This window comes from Rariglobus hedericola (assembly GCF_007559335.1).
In the GTDB taxonomy this organism is placed as follows: Bacteria; Verrucomicrobiota; Verrucomicrobiia; order Opitutales; family Opitutaceae; genus Rariglobus; species Rariglobus hedericola.
The window spans coordinates 1,173,923-1,197,581 of sequence record NZ_VMBG01000001.1; the positions used below are offsets into that span (position 1 = coordinate 1,173,923).

A 23,659-nucleotide genomic window follows, 5' to 3' on the forward strand; every position below is an offset into this window, starting at 1 on the left:
GCGCTAGGGGTTTAACCCCATTCGCACGATTGTTTAAAGCGCACGGCTCACGCTCTCAATGCATCAAAATCGCAAAGCATCCCTCGCACTTGTCCTGCTTGATTTCGTGATGCTGCTGCTGGCCTTCAATGCCGCAGGTTGGATGCGCGGCATCATCAGCCCGGCGGAATGGATCATCCTGCCGTTGTGCGTGCCCCTACTGCTGGTGGTTGCCAGCATCTACCTCATCGATGGCTACAAGGCTCAGACTGACATGATCAGTCTGGACTACACCAGTGAACACATCATCGCGTTGCTCGCTGCCATGGTGGGCACGTTGCTGTTCACCTTCGTATTTCTGACCGGCGGCTATCCTTTGCAGCAAAGTCGCGGTGTCATCCTCCTCAGTTTCCTGATCTACATTCCGCTTTCGCTAGGCTACCGGCGCGCGGTGTATTCGGCCGGGCGCGCCTTGCGCCGCGAACAGTCGCTCGTGTTTGTCGGCGATGCTGAAACCGGCGCAGTTTTTGAACAGGAATGCCTTCGCATGGGCTGCAAGCAGCCCATCGTTCATGCATCGCCCACCCAAGAAAATGAGGCCCCCGACAACTCTCAGATCGATACGGTGCTCGGCAAAATTGAGCGCGGCGAAATCGAGGTTGAAGCCGTCATTCTGCGTGAGAACAACCGCGATCTCAATTCACACATCTCACAACGGCTGGTCGAACTCTACTTCCGCGGAGTTCCCACCTATACGCTCGAACTCTTTCATCAGGTTTATTGGCGCAAAATCCCCCTCTATCGCCTGAACCAGACCTGGCTTTTCCAAGAAGGCTTCAAGATCGCGCGCGAACCGGTGTTTGAACGTCTCAAACGCCTCAGCGACATCTTTCTTTCATTGTTCGCGCTCACCATCGGTGCCCCGTTGTTTTTGGGCATCGCGCTCGCCATCTGGATCGATGACCGCGGTCCCGTGCTGTTTTGCCAGACACGCATTGGAAAAAATCGCGTGCCCTTCCGGCTTTTCAAGTTCCGCACGATGCGTCCCAACGACGGCAAAGACGTCTACACTAAAGTCGGCGACATGCGCATCACCCGCATCGGGAAATTCCTGCGCTCCAGCCGGCTCGATGAACTGCCCCAGATGCTCAACGTGCTCTTCGGTGACATGAGCCTCATCGGTCCCCGCGCCGAATGGGATAAGCTGGTCGACAAATACGAAACCCAAATCCCCTGCTACCACTTCCGCCATTTGGTGAAACCGGGCATCACGGGGTGGGCGCAGGTCAACTATCCCTACGGCGCCAATCTGGACGACACGCTGCGTAAACTGGAATACGACCTATATTACATCCGGCATTTTTCCTTCCTCATCGATGCGGCCATCGTCCTGAAGACGATTCACATCATGCTGTTTGGCAAAGGCCGTTGATCGCGCATAGTTAGTTACATGTCCAAACCCTACGATCTTCTCGTCATCGGCGGTGGCTCCGCCGGCTTCAACGCCGCTCGCGTCGCGGCCTCGCTCGGCAAACGCGTCGCCGTCGTGGACGGTGCCAAGATCATCGCCGGCCTCTGCATCCTCAACGGCTGCATGCCGTCCAAGACCCTGCTCTACTCCACAGAGATTCTTCATCTCGCTCAAAAAGGGAAAATCTTCGGGCTTAAAATCCCCTCGGCCAAAGCCGACATGAAGGCCCTTCACGCACGCAAAAAAAAGATCATCGGCGAATTCGCCGCCTACCGCGCGCAGGCCCTCGAATCCGGCAAATACGACGTTTACCGCAGCTATGCCCGCTTCGTTGATCCGCACACCGTCGAACTCGCGGACGGCACCACGCTCACCGCCAAAAAATTTCTCATCGCCACTGGCTCCAAGGTCAGCGTCCCTGCAGCCGTGCCTGGGCTCGCCGCCACGCCATTTTGGACCAGCGACGATGTCCTCGAACTCGATTTTATTCCCGAGAGCGTAATCGTCCTCGGCGGCGGCATCGTCGCTTGCGAACTCGCCCAGTTCCTCCGTCGCATCGGCTCCAAGGTCACCCTCATCCAACGCAGCAAAAACATCCTCAAAGATCACTCCGCCGCAGCAACTGAAGTCATCCAGCAGGCCTTCCGCGACGAAGGTATCGATCTTCACACCGACACCAAAATCACCGCCATCTCTGGTGATAAAAAAGGTGTCACCGTGAAATTCACCAGCGCCGGTAAATCTGTCATTCGCAAGGCACGTTATCTCTTCAACGCCCTTGGGCGCGAACCCAACACCTCCAGCCTCAACCTCGCCGCCGCCGGCGTGAAACTCACCGGCGAAGGCCGCGTGCGCGTGAACCGCTGGCAGCAATCCTCCGCCAAACATATTTACGCCGGCGGTGACGTGGCCGGCCCGCACGACATCGTCCACCTCGCAGTCGCTCAAGGTGAACTCGCCGCCCGTCACGCTTTCGGCGTGAAAGGCATCAAACCCATCGACCATGCACTCCTGCTCAATGTGGTCTTCACCGAACCGCCGCTGGCCACTATAGGCGTGCAGGAAAGCGAACTCAGCGAACGCGACGAAAAATTCCTCGTCGCCACGTATCCATTCAACGACCACGGCAAATCCATCCTCATGGATGCGAACTATGGCTACGTGAAAGTCATCGCCGAACCGAAACACGGACGCATCCTCGGCGCCGAGATCGTCGGCGCGCAGGCCGGTGATTTGATTCACATCTTCAGCGGCCCCCTCGCCATGAAGGCGACCGTTTTCGATCTCCTCCGAGCCCCGTGGTATCACCCCACCCTCGCTGAAATCCTCACCTATCCGCTCGAAGAAATCGCCGATCAGATCAAAGTCTCGAAAAAATAACTTCTCTTTATCCATGTCTAAATACCAAGCGCCCGCCTTCCTCGTTGACCTCCTCCACGCCCGCTCACCGTCCGGCGCTGAGTTCGAAGCCCAGAAGGTGTTCGATCACTACGTGAAACCTTCGGCCGATTCTTATGCTAAGGATGCAATGGGTAATCGCATAGCCACGCTCAACACGAAGGGCGATCCCGTGCTCATGCTGGCCGGTCACATGGACGAGCTCGGCCTCATCATCACCTTTGTGAACAAGGATGGTTTCATTTATTTTGATACCATCGGCGGCCACGATCGCACTGTCATTTCCGGTCGTCGCGTGGTCATCCAAACCTCCAACGGTCCTATCAAAGGCGTTACCGGCAAGCGCGCCATCCATCTCATGAACGAAGGCGACCGCAAGAAGGTCCCCGAGATTCACGAGATCTGGATCGATATTGGTGCCTCCTCCAAAAAAGAGGCGCTGGAACGCGTCTCCATCGGCGACACGGTCACTTACGACCACGAGTTTGAACTCATCCACGGCAGCATCGGCACCGCGCGTGCGTTCGACAACAAGGTCGGCGCCTACGTCGTCGGCGAAACGTTGATCCGTCTCGCTGCGACCAAGAAAAAACTCGCGGCGAAACTCGTATCCGTTGCCACCGCACAAGAAGAGATCGGCACGCGTGGCGCGATCACCGCCGCGTATGCGGTCAATCCGCATATCGCGCTCGCGGTCGACGTCGGTCACGCCACCGATCACCCCGACTGCGATCAGCGCAAATACGGCGAGACCAAGCTGGGCGGCGGCCCGATCATCTGCCGCGGTCCGAATATCAATCCCAAGGTCTTCGAGAGACTGGTGAAGGCAGCTAAAAAACTAAAAATCCCTTACCAACTCGAAGCCGATCCGCGCCCCACCGGCACGGACGCACGCGCAATCCAAGTCGGTCGCGGCGGCATCGCCACCGGCCTTGTAAGCATCCCGCTTCGCTACATGCATACCCCGAGCGAGATCGTGGATCTCGAGGATGTAGAGCGCACCGTGCAGCTCTTTGTCGAGTTCGCCCTCGATCTGGAAAAAGGCGAATACCTGCACTGGTAAACGCCTGCGGATTAAGGCGCCACCAAGACGCGCAACTTAAGCCGCGTCCTGCGCTTTTTCGCCTTTGGCGGCTTTGCGCATGACAGGGCGGTGCTTGCCAGCGACCACACCGGCGTCGATCACCACTTCGACCACGTCGTCACGGCTAGGCAGGTCATACATAACCTCGAGCATGAGGTTTTCCATGATCGCCCTGAGCGCACGCGCTCCCGTCTTCAACTCGACGGCTTTTGCGGCAATGGCCTTGATGGCGTCACCCGTGAATTTCAACCGCACGCCGTCCATCGCGAAGAGTTTCGAATACTGCTTCACCATCGCGTTCTTCGTGCGTAGCAAAATTTTTTCCAGGTCGGCGATCTGCAATGGTTCCAGCACCGACACGACGGGCAGGCGTCCAATGAACTCGGGGATCATGCCGTAACGCACAAGGTCCCCCGGTTCGATGGACTTCATGATGCTTTCGGCGCTCATCGTAGCTGACTGCGTTTGCTGCGCGGTGATGGAGCCGAAACCGAGTCCACGCTGACCGAGACGTTTCTCGATAATGCCTTCGAGTCCGACAAAGGCGCCTCCGCAAATGAAGAGAATATTGGCCGTGTTGATCTGCACGTATTCCTGGTTCGGGTGCTTGCGTCCTCCCTGTGGAGGAACGTTGCATACGGTGCCTTCCAAAATCTTGAGCAAGGCCTGCTGAACGCCTTCGCCAGACACATCGCGGGTGATGGAAACGTTCTCGGTCTTGCGGCCAATCTTGTCGATTTCGTCGATATAGATGATGCCGCACTCGGCGCGTTTCACATCAAAGTTCGCGGACTGCAAAAGCCGGAGAACCACATTCTCGACGTCTTCGCCGACGTAGCCGGCCTCGGTCAGAGTCGTCGCGTCCGAAATGGCGAAAGGCACGTCGAGCACCTTGGCGAGCGTGCGGGCTAGCAGTGTCTTGCCGGAGCCGGTCGGACCGGTGAGGAGAATGTTACTCTTCTCGATCTCGACCTCGTTGAACTCGGGTGCGAGCGCACCGTTGTCAGAGGGAGTCTGCCCCGCGCCGAACATGAGGCGCTTGTAGTGATTATAGACGGCAACTGATAAAACTTTTTTGGCGTGATCCTGACCGATCACAAAATCATCGAGTGCCGCCTTCACTTCGGCGGGCTTCACCAGACGGAACGCGGGCTTGGCATCAATGGCGGGCTGCTTCACTTCGCGATCGATGATCGTTTTGCAGACGTTCACGCAGGCGTCGCAGATATGCACGCCGGGACCGGCGATGATCTTTTTGACCTCGGCCTGCGATTTACCGCAAAACGAGCAAAGGGTCATACGTGACGATTTGGCCATGAGAAGAAGGTGCGCCCAGTCGTGCGTTCTGTCCAGTGTGCAGAAAAAAGACGGTGACTGTTAGGTCACCGTCTTCGTTAAAAACATCCAAGGCACCTTATGCCGCGCTGGGGATCGCGCTCGGAACGACTTTTGCCACTTCCTTGGTGGACTCGACGACGTGATCGACGAGACCGTAGGCCTTGGCTTCGTGCGCGCTCAGATAGTAATCGCGATCCGAATCCTTCTCGACCTGCTCGGGGGTCTTGCCGGTGTGCTTGGCGATGACGCCGTTGAGCGTCTGGCGCCAGCGGAGGATTTCCTTCGAGGCGATCATGATGTCGGCCGTCTGGCCGCCGGCGCCACCGCTGGGCTGGTGGATCATCACACGGCTATTCGGCAGGGCGAAACGCTTGCCGGGGGTGCCGGCGGCGAGGAGCACCGTCGCCATGCTGGCCGCCTGGCCGATGCAATAGGTGACGATGTCGCACTGCAGGAAGTTCATCGTGTCATAGATGGCCATGCCACCGGTCACGACGCCGCCGGGTGAGTTGATGTAGAAGTGGATGTCCTTCTTCGGGTCTTCCATCTGAAGAAACAACATCTGCGCGATCACCAAATTGGCGACCATGTCGTCGATCGGCGAACCGATGAAGATGATGCGATCCTTCAGGAGACGGCTGAAGACATCCCATTGACGCTCACCGCGGCCGGTGCTCTCGAGGATGGTGGGAACGTAATAACTCACGAAGTTTTCCTTGGTTTAAGTGAACTGATCACGCCTTCGCTGAGGCGGTCGTCACCGTAGCCTTGGAGACCAGTAAATCAAGGGCCTTGTCGAAAATGATCGACTGCTGGATGGAGCGGAGCTTCTCGCGATCCTTGGTCAGTTCCTTGACGAGCTTTTCGGGCTTCTGGTTGTTCATCACGGACTCACGGTAGATGAAGGTGTCTATGTCGCGCTCGGTGACGGAGAGCTTTTCCTGCTCGGCGATTTTCGCGAGGAGGAGCTGCGTCTTCACACGGGTGCGAGCGGCCTTGCTGGCGCTCTCGTGGAGGGCGGCCTTGTCCTTTTCAAACTGGTCGGCGGGAACGCCGCGACGCATGTTTTCCTCGATGAAGTTGCGGAGAACCTGCTGGGTCTCGGACTCGACCAAGCTCTCGGGAACGGCGAATTCGACCTTGGCATTGAGGGCCTCGGTAACCTGACGACGCTGCGCCTGGCGGTTTTCGTAATCCTTGCGCTGTTTGAGATTGTTGCGGGCGTTGGTCTGAAGGCCTTCGAGGTTGTCGGCTTGGTTGGCTTTGAAGAAGGCTTCGTCCATCTCGGGGAGCACGCGCTCGCGGATTTCAAGGACTTCTACGGTGTAAATCGCGGTCTTGCCAGCGAGGGCCGGAACGGCGGCAAAGTCGGTGGGGAACGTGACGGTGACGTCTTTCTTGTCACCCTTGGAGAAACCGGCGAGCTGCTTGCCGAGACCGGGGATGAGACCTTCGTTTTCGCCATCAACTTCTTCCCACGTCTGAGGGACTTTGGCGTAGATCTGCTTCTCGGGAGCGATTTCGAGGATGGATTTGCCATCGACGGTACCTTCGTAGGAAAGCTTCACGTAGTCGCCCTTGGCGGAGGGGCGCTCGGCGATCTTGAAGTCGGCGCGCTCGGCACGGAGGGCATCAATGGCCTTCTCGACCTCGGCGTCGGTGACTTCGACGGACTGGATCTCGGTGGCGAGACCCGCGTAATCGGGCAGCGTGAAGGTGGGGCGCACGTCCAGCGTAATGGTGACGGTGGCGGATTTGTCGGCGGCGATTTCGCCTTCCTGCACGTCGGTGATGTTGAGGGGCTCAAGCTTGGACTGCTCAAGACCGCCGCGGTAGGCCTTGGCCAAAACCTTCTGCTTGAACTCTTCGCTGATCTCCTTGCCGTAACGCTTGATGATCATGGCGGCGGGAGCTTTTCCGGGGCGGAAACCGGGGAGGCGAGCCTGCTTGGAAATCTCACCGATCACAGCTTGGTGTTCGGCGGCGACTTCGGCTTGGTCGAGGGTGACGACGAGGCTTTTACGGGTTTCGGAGACGTCTTTGATTTCGATGTTCACAGTAGAAAAAGAGCAGAGGGTTTTATTGACAGAATTGGCAAAAATACGCGTCCGGCTCAGGTGCGGTCAATGCCTGATTCTACGCGCTTGAAAGCCGCGCGACGGCCCAGCTTGATGCCATCAACCATGCCCAGCCTACGCCAATTGCTCGCCGAGCACCCCACCCTGCTCCTGATCGACACCACATCAGCGCGCGTGCAGATCGGTCTCTGGGAAAATGGCGAATCACGGGCCGCACGCTGGAAAACGAGCGATACGGAAGCGAGCACAGGGCTGTTCGATTGCGTGGAGTCACTTCTTTCAGAGGCCGATCTGCGCATCGCTGATATAAAAGCCTTCGTGTTTTGCGAAGGCCCGGGATCGGTGCTGGGCATCCGGACCGCCGCAGTCGCTTTGCGGAGCTGGCGCGTGCTTGCCCCCGCTTCTGTCTGCTACCGCTACCAGAGCCTCGACCTCGTGGCCCGTGCACTGAACCAACCTGAAAGCCACATCATCGCCGACGCCCGTCGTGATACCTGGCATGTCGCGCGGATCGGTGAACCGCTCAAACGTGTTCCCACGGCCGAGCTGCGCGGCGAGTTGATCATGCCGGAGTTTTTCCGTCACTGGACGCCACTCCCTGCCGGCGTGACCACCACCCGCTACGCGGTGAATCTATTGTTCATGACTTTGATGGATGCTGAACTTTTTCAACCATCTTCTGAACCCGATGCGTTCATGCATGAGGATCCGACTTACGTCACGTGGTCTCCGCAAGTTCACCAAGCGCCGCGCACCAGCTAATTTTACCGATGTCCACTGCTTCACGTCTGCCACTTCGTTGCTGGGCCGAGATCGACCTTGCGGTGCTTGAACGCAACCTGCGCCTCATCCGCGCGTCCCTGCCCGCGCACATGCGCTACGTCGCGGTCGTCAAAGCCGATGCTTACGGCCATGGCCTGCACCAGACCGCCGCTCGACTCATGCACGCCGGCGCGGATTTGTTCGCCGTGGCCAACCTCGCCGAGGCCGCATCCCTGCGCGAACTCGGTCCCGGCTGGCCGATTCTGTTGTTAAGCGCACTTCTCCCCGACGAAGCCCGCCACGTGCTCGACTACGATGTCGCCGTGACCATTTCCTCCGCCGAAGAAGTGGACCGCCTGGATGCCGTCGCCCGCGCCGCCAGCCGCGAACTCAACGTCCACCTTAAAATCGACACCGGCATGGGCCGCCTCGGCGTCTGGCATGAACGCGCGCCCGCGCTCTACCAAAAAATCATCGCCTCCACGAACCTGCGTCTCGCCGGCGTGTTCACGCATTTCTCCAGCCCCGACGACGATCCCGTCTTCACCGCCGAACAACGCCGACGCTTCTTAGCCGCGCTACAAGCCTGCGAGGGCATCAACCTTTCCTCGCTCTTCATCCATGCCGACAACAGCGCCGGCCTCGAAACCATCGAGGTCGCCGGCCCGTTCAACGCCGTGCGGATCGGTCTGCTCCAGTTCGGCATCCTCCCGCACAACGGCGCCCTGCTCTCCCAAGTCCATGCCGAACCTGTATTCAGTTTTCGGACACGTGTCGGTCTCGTGAAGCAACTTCCCGCCGGTTCCACCGTGAGCTACGGCCGAACGCACACGCTCAGTCGCGACACCACCGTCGCGATTCTCACCGCCGGCTACGGCGACGGCGTGCCCCGCGCCCTGAGCAACCGCGGACAGGTGCTCGTGCGCGGACACCATTGCCCTATTCTCGGCCGCGTGACGATGGACCAGACCATCATCGACGTGACCGATGTGCCCGGAGTCGTCGCAGGCGATGAAGCCGTTCTCGTGGGCCATCAGCAAGGTGCGCAAATCGACCTCACCGAATTCAGCCGCTGGGCCGACACCATTCCTTGGGAGACGCTGTGCTCGGTGACAAAGCGCGTGCCCCGACTCTACAAGACTTCACTCGGGCTCTGATCCTCTGATCGCAGGTTTTTCGCATTGGCGGGAAACTTCCGTATAGGTGGAACGTCCTATTGCCGTAGCGCACTAGAACACGCATACTCGTTTACTCAGTTTGCTTCCCAAAACCCCTCATGAAGCTAAATCTTTCACCGCAAGATGCTTGGCAACCGCTACCGGCCTCCCAATGGAACGAAGACGCCGCGCGCCATCTGCTCCGACGCGCCGGTTGGGCCGCGCAGCCTGCTGAAGTGGCGCGCCTTATGTCCGATGGCTTGAAAGCGAGCCTCGACCGCCTGTTTCCCGCCAAAGCCAATCTGCTGCCCACTCCGCGGCTTATTTCCAATCTTCAAGCGGCATCCCCCGCCTACGCGGAAAAAATCCGCAACGCCGAGACCCGCGAGCAACGCCAGGTCCTGCAACGCGAGCAACGCGAACGCCAGCAGCAAGCCGTCCAGGATCTCTCCATCAAATGGCTCCAATTCGCATCACGCCCCGAGAATGCCGTGACCGAAAAGTGGACGTATTTCCTGAGCGACATCTACGTCGTCAGTCAGGAAAAAGTAAATAATCCCGCCTACATCCATCAGCACAACGACACGATTCGCCAAGGCTGTCTGGGACCGGCTCCCACTCTTACCAAGTCCATCTCACGCGATCCCGCGATGATCCGTTTCCTGGATTTGCAGGACAGCAAGAAAGCCGCTCCCAACGAAAACTTTGCACGCGAACTGTTTGAACTCTTCGTGCTCGGCGAGGGCAACTACACCGAGGACGACATCAAGCAGGCCGCCCGCGCCTTCACCGGTTACCGGCTGCGCGGCGATGAATTCGTTTTTGCCGCCAACCAGCACGATGACCGTGAAAAAACCGTGTTCGGAAAGACGGGAAAATTCACCGGCGACGACATCATCGATCTCGCCTACGGCCTTCCGGCCGCCGGCCGCTTCGTGCCCCATGAAATGGCCAAGTTCTATCTGAGCGAAGAACTGCTTTCCGACGCTTATCTCACGCCTTTGGGCGAATGGTGGAAATCCACCGGTTACGACCTGCGCCAGCTGGCCCAGCGCTTTTTCGGAAGCCGGCTCTTTTTCGATGAGGCATTTCGCGGCAACTACATCAAACGTCCGTCGCAATTCTATCTCGGTCTCGTTCAGGACTTGATGATCAATGTGGCGCCCTACCCGCGTCATTCGCTCAACACACTCCGCCTCATGGGCGAAGAACTGTATCGCCCGCCCAATGTTCGCGGCTGGGTCGGCGGACGCCTTTGGATTAATTCCGGCACGCTCAACGCCCGTCGTCAGCTCGTGGAAACGCTCTTCGCGCCCGTCAACGAAGACAACCTCAACGCCGATGAACAGGTCGAGCTCGTCGCCGCCCGTTCTCAAGGCATCGGCACGTTCACCGTCACCGAGGAGCGTCTGGAAAAAATGCTTCAAAGCATGAACAGCGACCAGATCACCTCGCGCTTCGTCGATTACTTCCTGCCGGTAAAGGTAAGCGATGCCTTCCGCACCAACGTGCATTCATTTCTCGACGGCGAAAAAGAGGAGGCCAAGCGCCTCAACCGCCTTCGCAGCACCGCCGTCACCCTCCTGCAGTCCCCCGAATATCAACTCTGCTGAACCCGTCTCGCGCCATGAACAACGCTTTCCAATCTCTTCCCACCACGCGCCGCGAATTCCTTACTTGGGGCAGCAAAGGCATCGGCCTTCTCGCGTTCAGCCAGTTCGCCCCGTCCTTCCTCGTTCAATCCACCCTCGCCGCCACGCCGTCCCCCGAAAAGGACCGCTCCATCCTCGTGTTGGTCCAGCTCGCCGGCGGCAACGATGGCCTCAACACCGTCATCCCTTACGAAGATCCGGAATACTACCGCTTGCGCCCCACCATCGGCATCAAAAAGCAGGAAGCCATCCGTCTCGACGACACGCTCGGCCTCCATCCTTCGCTGGCCGCCTTGCACGGGCTCATGCAGGATGGTAGCGCCGGTATCATTCAAAACGTCGGTTATCCAAACCCCAATCACAGTCACTTCCGTTCCAGCGAAATCTGGGAGACCGGCAGCGAGAGCAATCAGTTCATGCCTACGGGCTGGATCGGGCGTTTCCTAGACAACGATTGCGGCGGCGCACCCGGCACCGCCGGAACCGGTGGCGATCCCGTGGCCGTCCATGTCACCAACGAGCTTCCTCAATCCTTCCAAGCCGACAAACCGCACTCCACGTTCGGTCTGCGCGGTGGTGGCAATCGTAACAACAAGGAGAACCTCGCGTTCCTGGAAAAGCTCGTGAAAGAGGACGACCATCAGGCCAACGCCAACGCTTCGTTCCTTCGCGCCACCATGATGGATGCGCTCGTCACCGAACAACGCGTGCAAAAGGTCATCGGCAGCTACCGCGCTGAATCCGCCTATCCCGGCAACAACTTCGCGCAATCCCTGCGGAACGTCGCCGCGTTGATTTCCTCGGGCATGTCCACCCGCGTTTACTTTGTCTCCCTCGGTGGTTTCGATACCCACAGCAACCAGACAAATAACCACGCCAATCTGCTCAAAACGCTGTCCGAGGGCCTCGCTGCTTTCCAAAAGGATCTCGTCGCCCGTAAACTCGATTCCCAAGTCCTCACGATGACCTTCTCGGAATTCGGTCGCCGCCCCAACGAAAACGAAAGCCGCGGCACCGATCACGGCACGGCCGCTCCGCTCTTTGTAATGGGCAGCCAGATCAAGGGATCCCTTCACGGCACCCCGCCCTCCCTCGCGTTGCAGAAAAACAAGGACTTGGAATTCAGCACCGACTTCCGGCAAGTCTATGCGACCGTTCTTGATAAATGGTTTTCGTGCCCGACCGACCAAGTCCTCGGCAAAACCTACGCGCCATTACCTTTCATCTAAACAGACCACACGGATTCATAATCTGGATACATCAAATACGGGCAGCTAATTGATTATCTTTAAGATGCCCAAAGGGGTTGCGCCAAGCTACGAATAGGGTTTATTACCTAATTCGAAAAACACCTTGAGCTGCTTCTTCCAAAACGTCCGCCCTCTTCGCCTTTGCGCCAGCTTAATGCTGACGCTGGCTGCGGCGTGCGCTCAAGCGGCCACATTTACTTGGGATGGCGGCGGCGGAGACAGCAATTGGGAAACCGCCAATAACTGGAATCCCAACGTTGCCCCCGGCCACAGCAGCAGCGGAGATAACTTTGTCTTCGCCGGCACCACGCGCCTTTCAAACGACGCCAACAGCGGCGGGTGGGACATTGGTTCGCTCACTTTTAACAGCACGGCCGGCGCATTCACGTTGGGCGGCGGAACCCTGACCATCGGCTCAGGCGGGGTGACCAACAACAGCACCAGCACCCAGACGATCAACAATCAGATCACACTCGCGGCCAACCAGACTTGGACTGCCGCCAGCGGTGCGATCACGTCCACGGGCTACTTCAACGCCAACAGCAAGGATCTTACCCTCGCGGGCTCCAAGACCATCACGGTCACCGGCCAGGTAAACAATGTCGCCACTCTGAATCTTACCGGTTCAGGCAACCGCACATTCAGCAGCACCAATCAGGTCGCCGCAACCAGCGTTAATGTCGCCAACACCGGCACCAATACGTTCAACGGCCAGATGAATGTAGGCACTCTCAATGCCTCCGCCGGCACCAGCACCTTTGCCAATGTCCAGGCGTCTTCCGGCATTAATGTAAGCGGCAGTGCCAACGCCAGCTTCACCGGGCCCGTCTCTGGCGGCACCAGCGGCATTTCGATTAGCAGCAGTGGCAACATCAATTTCTCCGGCTCGATCAACAGCGGTTCTCTGACGCTTAACGGCACCGGCACCACCACTCTTTCGGGTAGTGGCAGCAAGAGCACCGGCGCAGTCGTGGTGAACAGCGGAACACTCGTTCTCAACCAGACCGGCGGCGGTGACGCCATTAACAACAGCCTCACGGTCAACTCCGGCGGCACCGTCATCTTTGCAGGCGACAACCAAGTCCCCGAATGGCAGACTGTTACGCTCAACACGGGCAGCACGCTTTACTTGGGTGACACGACCCAGACATTTGCCAGCTTGGTGATCACGGGCGACTCCGTCATCGATTTCGGCTCCAGCGGCTCCCAGCTGAATGTTACCTACGGTGGCATCAGTATCGCTAGCGGTATCACTATCACCATCGTGAACTGGGATGCTTCCGCGGGTGACGTGTTCGCCGGTTCCAATCCCGGAGCTCCGGTTGTGAACGTCCAATATGCCGATAGCAGCGGGCATGTTTATGCCAGCGGCACGTGGAGCGGTGGTTACGTCACTCCCGGCGCACCTGTTCCCGAGCCTGCCACCTACGGTTTGATCATGCTCGGAGCTGGCATCGGCTTCGTCGTGCTACGCCGCCGCCAGCGCGAGAAACAGTAAGATCGTCGAGGAATTCGATTAATTCCCCGACGATCGAGACGATTCAACGGCCGATGCCGTGAGCCCGGAAACCGATCGCCCGAAGCTTGGCCAAATCGACGATGTTACGACCGTCGAAAAGCGATGCGGGTTTGTGCATGTCTGCAAAAATCTTCGTATAATCCAAAGTCTTGAACTCGTCCCATTCCGTCACGATCGCGATGGCGTGTGCATCCAACGCCGCTTCGTAAGCACTGGTCGCGACTGTCAGCCGCGGGTTCGTCTCACCCTTCCCCAGCACATCGGACATAATCTCCGCAGCCGGCACCTTCGGGTCGTAAACCACGACGTTGGCGTGTTCCGCCAGCAAATCACGCACGACATTAATGGCGGCGGATTCACGCGTATCGTTGGTGTCTTTCTTGAAAGCGAACCCGAATACCGCGATGCGCTTATCCGCCACCGTGTTGAACAATGACTTCAATATACGCGCTGAGAACCGGCGCTTTTGGTAGTCGTTCATCGAGACGACTTGATTCCAATAAGCCGCCACTTCGGGCAATCCGAAGCTCTCGCATAGATAAACAAGGTTCAGGATATCCTTCTGAAAACACGATCCGCCGAAGCCCACCGACGCTTTGAGAAACTTGGGGCCGATGCGCGAATCCTTGCCAATGGCGTTGGCGACTTCGTCCACATCAGCGCCGGTAGCTTCACACAGGGCAGAGATCGCATTGATCGACGAAATGCGCTGCGCAAGAAACGCATTGGCTACCAGCTTCGAAAGTTCGGATGACCAGAGATTGGTCGTGATGATACGCTCCCGCGGAACCCAGCGGGCATAGACGCTCACCAGCGTCTCGACGGCAGCATCACCTTCCGGCGTGCGTTCGCCACCGATCAACACCCGGTCCGGGTTAAACAAGTCCGGCACCGCCGTGCCTTCGGCCAGGAACTCGGGATTCGACAGCACTTGGAATTTTGCGCCCGAGGTATTCGCCGCAAGAATCTGCTGAATCGTTTCGGCCGTCTTCACCGGAATCGTCGATTTCTCCACGATGATCTTGGGCGTCGTAGAAACCTCGGCGATCGTGCGGGCAACCGACTCGATGTAGCGCAGATCGGCGGCCCGGCCTGATCCGACGCCATAGGTTTTGGTCGGCGTGTTGACGGACACAAAAATGATGTCGGCGGCCGCGATAGTCGCCTTCACATCGGTCGAGAAAAAGAGATTCCGTCCGCGCGCCTCTTTGACCACATCATCAAGACCCGGCTCGTAAATCGGCAGCGTGTCGGAATTCCACGCGGCAATGCGCGCCGCATTCATATCCACGACGGTCACTTGGATATCCGGAGCTTTTAACGCGATGACCGCCATCGTCGGTCCACCTACATAACCGGCACCAATGCAGCAGATTTTCATAGAATACGTGGGGGTTAAAGTGTCGGCGCCCTTTCAGAAATCCAAGGAGGATTTTGCCCAAGTGCGTTAAATTCAAACGACCCAAAAAAGCCCGCTCCCATAAAGGAAGCGGGCGGGCTCGATCAGGCTGCGAGCAAAGAAAGATTTATTTAAGAACCTTCTCTGTCGCGGCGTCGAACATGTGGGCGTTCTCCAGCTTGAGCGTGACCTTGATCTTCTGGTCGGTGTCAAAGCGGTCGGTGGGATTGACGCGTGCAATGAACGACGAGGCGCCCGTGGTGAGATAGAGGTAGGTTTCCGAGCCCATCGGTTCGGAAACTTCCACTTTCACCTCGATGGTGCGGCCGGCATCAGGGTTGGTGATGGTCAGCGTGTCCTGCACATCTTCCGGACGAATGCCGAAGACGACCGGCTTGCCGACATAACCCGCCGCCTTGGCGGAGAGCTTGGCATCCAGTGTGATGACGATGGGAGCGGCCTTCTCGTTGGTTTCAACGAATTGAAGCGCATTGTCGTTCTGTTTGATCGTGCCCTTGAAGAAGTTCATGGCCGGGCTGCCGATGAAGCCGGCGACGAACAAATTCTCGGGGCTATTGTAAAGTTCGAGCGGCGCGGCGACCTGCATGATGTAGCCGTCCTTCATGACGCAGATGCGATCGCCCATCGTCATCGCCTCGACCTGGTCATGTGTGACGTAAATCATCGTCGCACCCAGCCGGGAATGGAGCTTGGAAATCTCGGTGCGCGTGGTCACGCGCATCTTGGCATCGAGATTGGAGAGCGGTTCGTCGAAGAGGAATACCTTGGGCTTGCGCACGATCGCGCGACCGACGGCGACACGCTGGCGTTGACCGCCGGAAAGCGCCTTGGGCTTACGGTCAAGATACGGGTCGAGGCCGAGCATGGCGGATGCCTCGCGCACGCGCTGGTCGATCTCGGCCTTGGGGAATTTACGCAGCTTCAGGCCGAACGCCATGTTGTCGTAAACCGTCATGTGCGGATACAGCGCGTAGTTCTGGAAAACCATCGCGATGTCACGATCCTTGGGGAGCACGTTGTTCACCACGCGACCATCGATCGAAATCGTGCCGCCCGAAATCTCCTCCAAACCGGCGACCATGCGCAGGGTCGTGGATTTGCCGCAGCCCGACGGACCGACGAGCACCATGAACTCACGATCATTGATCTCGAGGTTGATACCGTGAACGACTTTTACGTCCGGGCCTCCGCTGCCGGGGTAGATTTTAACGAGATCCTTGATTTGAACAGTGGCCATGAGGTTTATGGAATTTTATGCAACTAAGAGTAATTTCAATGATGCGCGCCGAACAAAAAATCAACCTTTCACGGCGCCGGCCGAAAGACCGCGGACGAAAAGACGCATGCAGAATAGGAAGATGACGATCAAGGGGATCGAAGCAATGAAGTAGGCGGCCATCATCTGGCCCCACTGCTTCACGTATTCGCCGTCGAGGTAGATCAGTCCCACGCCGAGGGTGAAGAGCTCCTTGTCGCGCAGAATGATCAGCGAGAGAAGGAAGTCATTCCATTGCCCAAGGAAGCACAGGATTGAAAGCGTGCCGATGATCGAGCCGGACATGGGGATGACCACGTTGCGGATCTGATCGATGTGGGAAGCCCCATCCATTTCAGCGGCTTCGAACAGGTCCTTGGGCAGGTCCTCGATGAAGTTGCGTAGCACAAAAATATTAAACACCTGGCCGCCGGCGACGCCGACGATGACCAGCGCCCAGAGCGTGTTGAGCAACGACAGCTCCTTCAACAGGCTGAACAACGGCACGATGTTGGCCACGCCCGGCATCAGCATGAGCACGAGAAACGCCGACCAAAGCACGTTGGAAAACGGCATCTTGTAACGCGCAAAGAAATACGCGCCAAAAATAGCCAGCGTGAGCGTGAAGAACGTTCCGGTCACCGCCACGAACACAGTGTTGGCGATGTAAGGTCCGATCAGCTTCAGACCGAAGTTCCAGTTTTTGACTTTGTAGACGGACAGATCGAAGGACTTCTCCGCCGTCTTGACGGAAGGGTCGGACGGCTTGGCCGACGAAAAGGCCTCACTCCAGTCGGCGACGCGTGTTTTCACAGTCTCCGTGCCGTCGGCCGCCTGTCGCGTCTCGACCACACTGAAGGGCGGAGTCGGCGCCCACGGGTTGCGCAGGAAGCTGGCGTTGTCCTTAAAGGACACTTGAAACATCATGTAGAGCGGGAACAGCTCGATGATGATAAATGCACAAATGATAAGGTGCTTGGGCCAGTCCTTCTGCTTGTGCGAACCGACGAAATCCTTGGGAGCGGTGCTCATATTATTTGTCCACCCTCACGTATTTGTTATTTAGGAAAGTCAGCAGGAGAATGAACACGAAGAGGATCATGCCCACCGCGCACGCGTAACCGAATTCACCGGCCACGAACGCTTTGTTATACATCCACAAGCCGGGAACCATGCCACGGCCGCCCGCGCCGCCGGACTCGCCAAGGAGCAACAGCTGCAAGCCGTAACCCTGCAGCGTGCCGATCACCAGCAGCACGAGGGAAAGACGCACCTGCGTGAGAATCAGCGGCAGTTCGATGTAGATAAATTTCTTAAAAGGACCGACGCCATCCAGCTCGGCGGCTTCGTAGATTTCCTGGCCGATCGACTGCAAACCGGCGAGGTAGATGAGCACGCCCACCGCACCGATCCAAGGGAAGCCCCAGATGAAGAGCGAAGGCAGGATCAAGTCCGGTTGCGAAAGCCAGCCAATCGGGGCGTTTTCAAAAAACAGCCCCCAACCAAACACTTGGTCGAGCGATACGAGCAGGGTCTTGATGCCGGTAAAATCGAGGATGTTATTCAACACACCCATGTTCGGATCGAAAAAGAATTTCCAGATGAAGAGCGTCACCAGGCTCGGCACGATCATCGGCACCACGAGCATGACACGGTAAAGATACTGCCACCGGTCGCTTTTCACGCGATGGATGAGCACGGCCATGATGATCGAAGGGATCATCTTGAAGAGATTGAAAACGATCAGGATAGAAACCGTCTTAAACGAGCCCCAGAGCACTTGGTCTCCGAACGCGCGCTTGAAGTTGTCCAAACCGATCAACTGCTTGGTCTCGCCACCGGCCCAATCAAAAAAACTGTGGTAAATGGCACTGGCCGCAGGGAAGTAAGAAAAGGTTACGACGAGCAGCAGCGAGGGCACGATGAGGAAATAGAGTTTCCACTCGCGCAAAGCTTTCTGTCGGGAAATGGGGAATGCCATTGGGTCGGGTTAACAAAGGGTAAAGTCATCCGGTAAACCGGCAGATTTTTAAGACACACCTATGCACGCGCCGCCGTCCACCCTTTTTTACGCGGAAACCAAAAACCAACGCCGCCCCCTTTGGACTTATGCGAACGTAATCACGATTTTGCCGAACTGACCGCCCTTCTCCATCAGATCAAAAGCCGCTTCCGCCTCGGTCAGCGGAAACGTGTCGCTCACCACCGGCACGATCCGGTGGCGGTCAACCAACACCATCATTGCCTCCCAGTCCCCCGGGCTGCCCATCGTCGTCCCCAAAAGCGAAAGCTGACGCCAGAAAATCTTCCGCATCGGTAGCACCGGCGGATTACCCCGCGTCGCTCCAAAAAACACCAAGCGACCGCCCGGCGCCGCCAGATCGACCAGCGACTCAAACCCGTCACCACCCGCGCTGTCCACGATCACATCAAACGCATGCCCCGCGTGAACCGCCGTCTTGGCCCATCCCGTGTGCGTATAATTAAATCCGCCCGCCGCACCCAATTGAATGGCCTTGGCGATTTTTTCATCGCTGCCCGAGGTCACATAGACCTGCGCGCCGTGCGCGACCGCAAATTGCAAAGCGAACAACGCCACGCCGCCGCCCACGCCGCTGATCAGCACTTTCTCACCGGGACGGACTGCCGCCCGACTGAATAACGCCCGATACGCCGTCAGTCCTGCCAAAGGTAACGCCGCCGCCTCGGTCCATGATAGATGCGACGGTTTTACGGCGAGCTGAGTCACCGGCACCGAAATGACCTCGGCCAGCGTGCCGTCGCGCGGCAATCCGAGGATGGTGAAATCGGGGCTTTGCGCGCGCTCCTGCGCCCCCCAGCCAAATGACGGATTTATAATCACCTCGCTGCCCACCCAGACGGGATCGACTCCGGCGCCCACGCTTTCCACCACGCCGGCGCCGTCTGAACCCGGTTGCGCCGGAAACTTCAGCCCGGCGTATTGCCCAAGTTTGATCCATACATCGCGATGATTGAGTGCGGCCGCTTTGAGCCGCACCCGGGCTTCACCCGCCACCGGTTCCGGAGCAGGAATCTCCACAATAGAAAGGGCGTTAATGGCGGTGAGATGGACGGCGCGCATGATTGCCCATCCTATCCCGAAATCGCTCCAACGCCAAAAAAAACATCAAATTCCTGACTTCTGCCCGTTCGCTTCCTGCCCATAAGCTACCGCCCTTCCCGTGCTCCTCGCATTCAACAAACCTTACGGCGTGCTTTCCCAGTTCACGCCCGAGCCCGGCTCGGCCTGGCGCACGCTGGCCGACTTCAAGCTCCCTAAAAACGTCTATGCGCTCGGCCGTCTCGACGCCGATTCCGAGGGTCTGCTCCTGCTCTCCGACGAACCCGGATTAAACTCCCGCTTGCTTGATCCCAAAAACGCCCACCGCCGCGAATACTGGGTGCACGTTGAAGGAGTGCCCTCCGACACCGCTCTCGCTCAACTCGCCGGTGGCGTAAAAATCGGCGACCACCTCACCCTGCCCGCGCAAGCCCGCCGGCTCGATCCCGCACCGGCCATCCCGCCTCGCGATCCACCGGTTCGCTTTCGTAAAACCGTCCCCGACTCCTGGATCGCGATTGAATTGATCGAGGGCAAAAACCGCCAGGTGCGCCGTATGACTGCTGCCGTGGGCCATCCCACCCTCCGCTTGGTGCGCGCGCGGATCGGCACACTTGAATTGGGCCAGTTAAAAGCCGGGGCATGGCGTGAGCTCACCCCGGCCGAACGCACCGCAGTCTTTGGTTAACTACGCGCCGTTCAGATGTGCGTGATCACATCCGCGATCGGGAAACGCACCTTGGGCAGCGCCGCGTATTTATCATCCGCAGCGCGATAACCCGCCGGACACGCACACAGCGTCGTGTAGCCAGTTCCCGTCAGTCCGAGCAGCTCGTCATACTTGGCTGGCTCGATGCCTTCCATCGGGCAGGTATCGATCCCCAACAAAGCGGCCGACGCCATGAACTGTCCCAGCGCGATGTAAACCTGACGCGATTGCCATGTATCCAGAAACCCCTTGGCGCGTGCGCCATCGAGACTGCCCATGATCACCTTTTTGAAAGGTGCCATCGCTTCCGTTGTGATTCCGCGCACCTCGGCAGTGCGCTCCATGTAACGGTCGATATGCGCCTCATCGAGGTTCGTCTTGAAAACAAAAATCACTAGATGCGAGGCCTCCGCGACCTGCGTTTGTCCCCACGAACAGGAAACCAATTTCGCGCGAAGCTCGGCATTATCGACGACGATAAACTTCCACGGTTGAGCGCCAAAGGACGACGGCGACAACACGAGTGATTCCTCGAGCGCGGTCCAGGTTTCAGCAGGTATCTTTTTTTGCGCATCAAACTTCTTGGTGGCGTAGCGCCATTTCAAAGCATCGAGCAACTGGCCGGTCGGAATGGTAGTCATGGTATATAAAAGGAATTAACGCCGCCATCGGCTGATGAGGGAATCAGTATCAATCTGCGCAAATGGCGAGCCCAAGACCGTTACGCCAACGCGGGATAATCGGTATAACCACGGCTGCGATCTCCCGCCTCGCCATTACTATAAAACGTGCCGCTATCCGGCGCGTTCAGTGCAGCCCCGGTGCTAAACCGCTCCGGTAAATCAGGATTGGCAATGAAGAGCTTTCCCCACGCCACCGCATCAGCATTGCCGGCGGCAATCTCCGCTTCCGCGCTTTCGGCGGTGAACCCCTGATTGGCAATAAACACCCCGCCAAACGCCTTCTTCAACGCCGGTCCGAGTCGGGGCTCCGCCTCACCTTCGCGTGCGCACAAGAAAGCAAGTCCCCGCCGCCCGGCTTCACGGGCAACATAACCGAACGTCTCCGCCGGGTTCGAATCCTTCATATCGTGGCTGTCACTGCGCGGAGCGAGATGCAGACCCACACGATCCGCGCCCCACACCGAAACCGCGGCATCCACCGCGGCCAGCATCAACCGCGCACGATTCTCGATCGAACCGCCGTAGTTGTCCGTGCGTGTATTCGTTCCGTCCTGTAAAAACTGATCGAGCAAATAACCGTTGGCCCCATGAATTTCTACGCCATCGAAACCGGCATCCTTCGCGTTTTGCGCACCACGGCGATAAGCCTCAATCACACCGTCAATTTCCGCCAGCGTCAGCGCACGCGGCACGGGGAAATCCTGATAGGGGCGCAACAGGCTCACATGGCCCGCTGCGGCAATCGCGCTCGGAGCGACCGGCTGCGCACCGTTCAGATAAACCGGATGCGAAATGCGTCCGACATGCCAGAGCTGCAAGACGATCAATCCGCCCGCTTCGTGCACGGCCTTCGTGACCGTCTTCCAACCTTCGACCTGTTCTTGGGACCAGATTCCCGGAGTGTCCGGATAACCCACGCCCATCGGGTCGACCGCCGTAGCCTCGGAAATAATCAAACCCGCGGACGCCCGCTGGCGGTAATACTCCGCCATGAGCAGGGTCGGCACGCGGCCGGCGCCTGCACGGCAGCGCGTGAGCGGAGCCATGACGATACGATTGCGAAGGTTGAACGCGCCCGCGCGCAAAGGTGTGTGAAGCTGGGACATGCATCCCATGCTAATTGGCCGCCTCCGCGTAACAAGTGGCCTGCGACGATTTTTCGCAGGAATTTTGTTCTCCGGCTCAGGCCACCTGCGCCTCGGGGCACTTGGCGTGTAAATGCGCCAGCACCTGTTCGCCCAGATCGCGGAGCATCTCCGCATCATTATGAATGCGGGCCTGCGTGATCATGCCGGCGTAATACGCCAGCGCACAACGCGCCTTGGCCGCAGGGTCGCCCGCGCCGATCAGTCCGAGTTCCTGCGCATCGCGGATAGCCGTCTCCCAATACTTCGCGTTTCGCGCCAGGATTTCCTGTATTTTTTCGCGAATACGTTCGTCCTGGTTGCAAATCTCGGAGCCTACCGAACAGAGCGGACAACCCAGAACCTTGCCCGTGCGCACCTTGATATCGACCTGCTTCTGATAGCTGTAGGCGCAGCGCGCACGAATGCGATCCAGCGGATGAACCGCCGGCGAAAAATGTTCGTCCCAAAGAGCGCGTTGGTTGTTGGAATTCAGCTCCAACGCAGCCACGGCGAGATCGGACTTAGATTCGTAGAAGTAGTAAAAGCTGCCTTTTTTGACCTTCGCGCGCTGGCAGATGTCGTCGATCGTGACCGCGCCATAGCTCTCTTCCCACATCAGGTCGAGGGCGGCGGTCATCAGACGTTCGCTGGCATCACTGGTTCTACCCATGGGCGCAACTTGCGCACCGTCCGCTTAAGATCAAGCCGTCTCTCGTAAATCGTCACCTGTCCGTCGCTCCCAGCGCCCCGCCAGAACCCCGCAAATCACCAGTTGCAACGGGTGATAGATCATCAGCGGCAGGAGAATGAGCCCCAACCGCGGATCACCGGCAAAAATCAACTGCGCCATCGGCACGCCCGCCGCGATCGACTTCTTCGAACCGCAAAAAATCGCGGCGATCCGGTCCGGCGCATTGAATCCCGCCGTCTTGGAAATCGCGCTCACCGCGTAAAAAACCACATAGAACAACACCACCGAACCCAATACCGCCGTGATGACCGCCTCGCTTTTTCCCGACCACACGCCGCGCACGATCGAATCGCAAAACGACGTATAAATAATGAACAGGATCGTGCTGCGATCGATCTTGTTGATCAGCTTCTTGTTTTTCACCGCCCACTCTTTCAGCCACGGGCGGCACGCCTGCCCGAGCGCCAACGGCAGCAAGAGCCACAGTAACAGATCAAGGATCACCTTGCCCAGCGGGATACCCGCGCCATCCGTGTGCAGCCACCAGCCGATCAACAGCGGTGTCACGAAAATACCAATCACACTCGAGAGCGTCGCATTGAACACTGCGACCGGCACGTTGCCCCGCGCCGCCGCCGTCATCACCACCGAGGATGAAACCGTCGAGGGCACGACGCATAAATAAAAGAAGCCGATCGCCAGCTCCGGAGCCATCCACTGCGACGGCACCAGCATCATCAGCATGCCCACCAGCGGAAAAATCACGTAGGTGGTCGACTGCACGACTATGTGCACCGGCCAACGGCTCGCCCCGGCTTTCATCGCCACAAACGACAACGAAACACCGTTGAGGAAAAAGATCACCGCGACGCCGAGCTTGTTGACCAACTCCGGATGCAACCAGCCACCGGGCGCGCCCGCCGCCGGGAAAACCCAGGCCAGCGCCACCGCCACCGCCATGCCCACCAGAAACCAATCGAATTTCAAACGCATGAGAATGCGCG

The 23,659-nt window shown here is 58.3% G+C and carries 21 protein-coding genes; 9 read left to right on the forward strand and 12 right to left on the reverse strand.

Features of this window, described 5'->3' with window-relative positions:
• Nucleotides 1-58: 58 nt before the first annotated feature.
• Genes FPL22_RS05180 through FPL22_RS05190 form a run of 3 tightly spaced genes read left to right on the forward strand, consistent with a single transcriptional unit; the run spans nt 59 to nt 3,911 of the window.
• The gene (locus FPL22_RS05180) at nt 59-1,411 is read left to right on the forward strand and encodes an exopolysaccharide biosynthesis polyprenyl glycosylphosphotransferase (protein WP_144229041.1); all 1,353 of its coding nucleotides are present in this window, start codon (nt 59-61) and stop codon (nt 1,409-1,411) included.
• 18 nt (nt 1,412-1,429) lie between these two features.
• Nucleotides 1,430-2,830, forward strand: coding sequence for a dihydrolipoyl dehydrogenase family protein (locus tag FPL22_RS05185; protein WP_238991316.1), 1,401 nt, complete (start codon nt 1,430-1,432; stop codon nt 2,828-2,830).
• 13 nt (nt 2,831-2,843) lie between these two features.
• A complete protein-coding gene (locus tag FPL22_RS05190; RefSeq protein ID WP_144229043.1) occupies nt 2,844-3,911 on the forward strand; it encodes a M20/M25/M40 family metallo-hydrolase in 1,068 nt (355 codons plus the stop codon).
• Between the two features lie 36 nt (nt 3,912-3,947).
• On the opposite strand, the gene clpX is transcribed toward FPL22_RS05190, so the two are convergent.
• From clpX to tig, 3 genes are all read right to left on the reverse strand, one after another.
• A complete protein-coding gene (gene clpX, locus FPL22_RS05195) occupies nt 3,948-5,249 on the reverse strand; it encodes an ATP-dependent Clp protease ATP-binding subunit ClpX (RefSeq protein ID WP_144229044.1) in 1,302 nt (433 codons plus the stop codon).
• A 97-nt stretch (nt 5,250-5,346) separates the two neighbouring features.
• Nucleotides 5,347-5,976 (reverse strand): ATP-dependent Clp protease proteolytic subunit, encoded by a 630-nt coding sequence (locus tag FPL22_RS05200; protein ID WP_144229045.1) that lies wholly within the window; start codon nt 5,974-5,976, stop codon nt 5,347-5,349.
• A 28-nt stretch (nt 5,977-6,004) separates the two neighbouring features.
• On the reverse strand, nt 6,005-7,327 hold the full coding sequence (gene tig / locus FPL22_RS05205; RefSeq protein ID WP_144229046.1) for a trigger factor: 1,323 nt from the start codon (nt 7,325-7,327) through the stop codon (nt 6,005-6,007).
• A 126-nt stretch (nt 7,328-7,453) separates the two neighbouring features.
• Here tig and FPL22_RS05210 point away from each other — a divergent pair, with 126 nt between their 5' ends.
• The 5 genes from FPL22_RS05210 (at nt 7,454) to FPL22_RS05230 (ending at nt 13,667) form a co-directional block, all read left to right on the forward strand.
• The gene (locus tag FPL22_RS05210) at nt 7,454-8,110 is read left to right on the forward strand and encodes a peptidase M22 (protein WP_144229047.1); all 657 of its coding nucleotides are present in this window, start codon (nt 7,454-7,456) and stop codon (nt 8,108-8,110) included.
• Nucleotides 8,111-8,118: 8 nt separating this feature from the next.
• Complete coding sequence (gene alr, locus FPL22_RS05215; protein WP_144229048.1) at nt 8,119-9,267, forward strand: alanine racemase; 1,149 nt, start codon at nt 8,119-8,121, stop codon at nt 9,265-9,267.
• Between the two features lie 119 nt (nt 9,268-9,386).
• Nucleotides 9,387-10,880, forward strand: a complete 1,494-nt coding sequence (locus tag FPL22_RS05220) for a DUF1800 domain-containing protein (protein WP_144229049.1) — start codon at nt 9,387-9,389, stop codon at nt 10,878-10,880.
• Between the two features lie 14 nt (nt 10,881-10,894).
• The gene (locus FPL22_RS05225) at nt 10,895-12,148 is read left to right on the forward strand and encodes a DUF1501 domain-containing protein (protein ID WP_144229050.1); all 1,254 of its coding nucleotides are present in this window, start codon (nt 10,895-10,897) and stop codon (nt 12,146-12,148) included.
• 175 nt (nt 12,149-12,323) lie between these two features.
• Nucleotides 12,324-13,667 (forward strand): PEP-CTERM sorting domain-containing protein, encoded by a 1,344-nt coding sequence (locus tag FPL22_RS05230; RefSeq protein ID WP_144229051.1) that lies wholly within the window; start codon nt 12,324-12,326, stop codon nt 13,665-13,667.
• Between the two features lie 43 nt (nt 13,668-13,710).
• Here FPL22_RS05230 and FPL22_RS05235 read toward each other — a convergent pair whose 3' ends face one another.
• From FPL22_RS05235 to FPL22_RS05255, 5 genes are all read right to left on the reverse strand, one after another.
• Nucleotides 13,711-15,069, reverse strand: coding sequence for a UDP-glucose 6-dehydrogenase (locus FPL22_RS05235; protein ID WP_144229052.1), 1,359 nt, complete (start codon nt 15,067-15,069; stop codon nt 13,711-13,713).
• 145 nt (nt 15,070-15,214) lie between these two features.
• On the reverse strand, nt 15,215-16,345 hold the full coding sequence (locus FPL22_RS05240) for an ABC transporter ATP-binding protein (protein ID WP_144229053.1): 1,131 nt from the start codon (nt 16,343-16,345) through the stop codon (nt 15,215-15,217).
• Between the two features lie 60 nt (nt 16,346-16,405).
• The gene (locus FPL22_RS05245) at nt 16,406-17,395 is read right to left on the reverse strand and encodes a carbohydrate ABC transporter permease (protein ID WP_144229054.1); all 990 of its coding nucleotides are present in this window, start codon (nt 17,393-17,395) and stop codon (nt 16,406-16,408) included.
• A gap of 1 nt (nt 17,396) precedes the next feature.
• A complete protein-coding gene (locus FPL22_RS05250) occupies nt 17,397-18,344 on the reverse strand; it encodes a carbohydrate ABC transporter permease (RefSeq protein WP_144229055.1) in 948 nt (315 codons plus the stop codon).
• 126 nt (nt 18,345-18,470) lie between these two features.
• A complete protein-coding gene (locus FPL22_RS05255; RefSeq protein WP_144229056.1) occupies nt 18,471-19,466 on the reverse strand; it encodes a zinc-binding dehydrogenase in 996 nt (331 codons plus the stop codon).
• A 100-nt stretch (nt 19,467-19,566) separates the two neighbouring features.
• On the opposite strand from FPL22_RS05255, the gene FPL22_RS05260 reads away from it, so the two are divergent.
• Nucleotides 19,567-20,133: a pseudouridine synthase gene (locus FPL22_RS05260; protein WP_144229057.1), complete on the forward strand. Its 567-nt coding sequence runs from the start codon at nt 19,567-19,569 to the stop codon at nt 20,131-20,133.
• An 11-nt stretch (nt 20,134-20,144) separates the two neighbouring features.
• Here the strand turns inward: FPL22_RS05260 and FPL22_RS05265 are convergent, their stop codons facing one another.
• From FPL22_RS05265 to FPL22_RS05280, 4 genes are all read right to left on the reverse strand, one after another.
• Nucleotides 20,145-20,795, reverse strand: coding sequence for an NAD(P)H-dependent oxidoreductase (locus tag FPL22_RS05265; protein ID WP_144229058.1), 651 nt, complete (start codon nt 20,793-20,795; stop codon nt 20,145-20,147).
• An 80-nt stretch (nt 20,796-20,875) separates the two neighbouring features.
• Entirely contained in the window at nt 20,876-21,943 is a 1,068-nt protein-coding gene (locus FPL22_RS05270) for an alkene reductase (protein ID WP_144229059.1), read from the reverse strand.
• 76 nt (nt 21,944-22,019) lie between these two features.
• A complete protein-coding gene (locus tag FPL22_RS05275) occupies nt 22,020-22,634 on the reverse strand; it encodes a TetR/AcrR family transcriptional regulator (protein WP_144229060.1) in 615 nt (204 codons plus the stop codon).
• A gap of 30 nt (nt 22,635-22,664) precedes the next feature.
• On the reverse strand, nt 22,665-23,648 hold the full coding sequence (locus FPL22_RS05280; protein ID WP_144229061.1) for a bile acid:sodium symporter family protein: 984 nt from the start codon (nt 23,646-23,648) through the stop codon (nt 22,665-22,667).
• Nucleotides 23,649-23,659 lie beyond the last annotated feature (11 nt).

Bases quoted from the DNA above. Each gene is read 5' to 3' on its own strand.
- FPL22_RS05180 (WP_144229041.1), top strand. From the start codon at position 59: ATGCATCAAAATCGCAAAGCATCCCTCGCACTTGTCCTGCTTGATTTC.
- FPL22_RS05185 (WP_238991316.1), top strand. From the start codon at position 1,430: ATGTCCAAACCCTACGATCTTCTCGTCATCGGCGGTGGCTCCGCCGGC.
- FPL22_RS05190 (WP_144229043.1), top strand. From the start codon at position 2,844: ATGTCTAAATACCAAGCGCCCGCCTTCCTCGTTGACCTCCTCCACGCC.
- clpX (WP_144229044.1), bottom strand. From the start codon at position 5,249: ATGGCCAAATCGTCACGTATGACCCTTTGCTCGTTTTGCGGTAAATCG.
- FPL22_RS05210 (WP_144229047.1), top strand. From the start codon at position 7,454: ATGCCCAGCCTACGCCAATTGCTCGCCGAGCACCCCACCCTGCTCCTG.
- alr (WP_144229048.1), top strand. From the start codon at position 8,119: ATGTCCACTGCTTCACGTCTGCCACTTCGTTGCTGGGCCGAGATCGAC.
- FPL22_RS05220 (WP_144229049.1), top strand. From the start codon at position 9,387: ATGAAGCTAAATCTTTCACCGCAAGATGCTTGGCAACCGCTACCGGCC.
- FPL22_RS05225 (WP_144229050.1), top strand. From the start codon at position 10,895: ATGAACAACGCTTTCCAATCTCTTCCCACCACGCGCCGCGAATTCCTT.
- FPL22_RS05230 (WP_144229051.1), top strand. From the start codon at position 12,324: ATGCTGACGCTGGCTGCGGCGTGCGCTCAAGCGGCCACATTTACTTGG.
- FPL22_RS05235 (WP_144229052.1), bottom strand. From the start codon at position 15,069: ATGAAAATCTGCTGCATTGGTGCCGGTTATGTAGGTGGACCGACGATG.
- FPL22_RS05240 (WP_144229053.1), bottom strand. From the start codon at position 16,345: ATGGCCACTGTTCAAATCAAGGATCTCGTTAAAATCTACCCCGGCAGC.
- FPL22_RS05245 (WP_144229054.1), bottom strand. From the start codon at position 17,395: ATGAGCACCGCTCCCAAGGATTTCGTCGGTTCGCACAAGCAGAAGGAC.
- FPL22_RS05250 (WP_144229055.1), bottom strand. From the start codon at position 18,344: ATGGCATTCCCCATTTCCCGACAGAAAGCTTTGCGCGAGTGGAAACTC.
- FPL22_RS05255 (WP_144229056.1), bottom strand. From the start codon at position 19,466: ATGCGCGCCGTCCATCTCACCGCCATTAACGCCCTTTCTATTGTGGAG.
- FPL22_RS05265 (WP_144229058.1), bottom strand. From the start codon at position 20,795: ATGACTACCATTCCGACCGGCCAGTTGCTCGATGCTTTGAAATGGCGC.
- FPL22_RS05270 (WP_144229059.1), bottom strand. From the start codon at position 21,943: ATGTCCCAGCTTCACACACCTTTGCGCGCGGGCGCGTTCAACCTTCGC.
- FPL22_RS05275 (WP_144229060.1), bottom strand. From the start codon at position 22,634: ATGGGTAGAACCAGTGATGCCAGCGAACGTCTGATGACCGCCGCCCTC.
- FPL22_RS05280 (WP_144229061.1), bottom strand. From the start codon at position 23,648: ATGCGTTTGAAATTCGATTGGTTTCTGGTGGGCATGGCGGTGGCGGTG.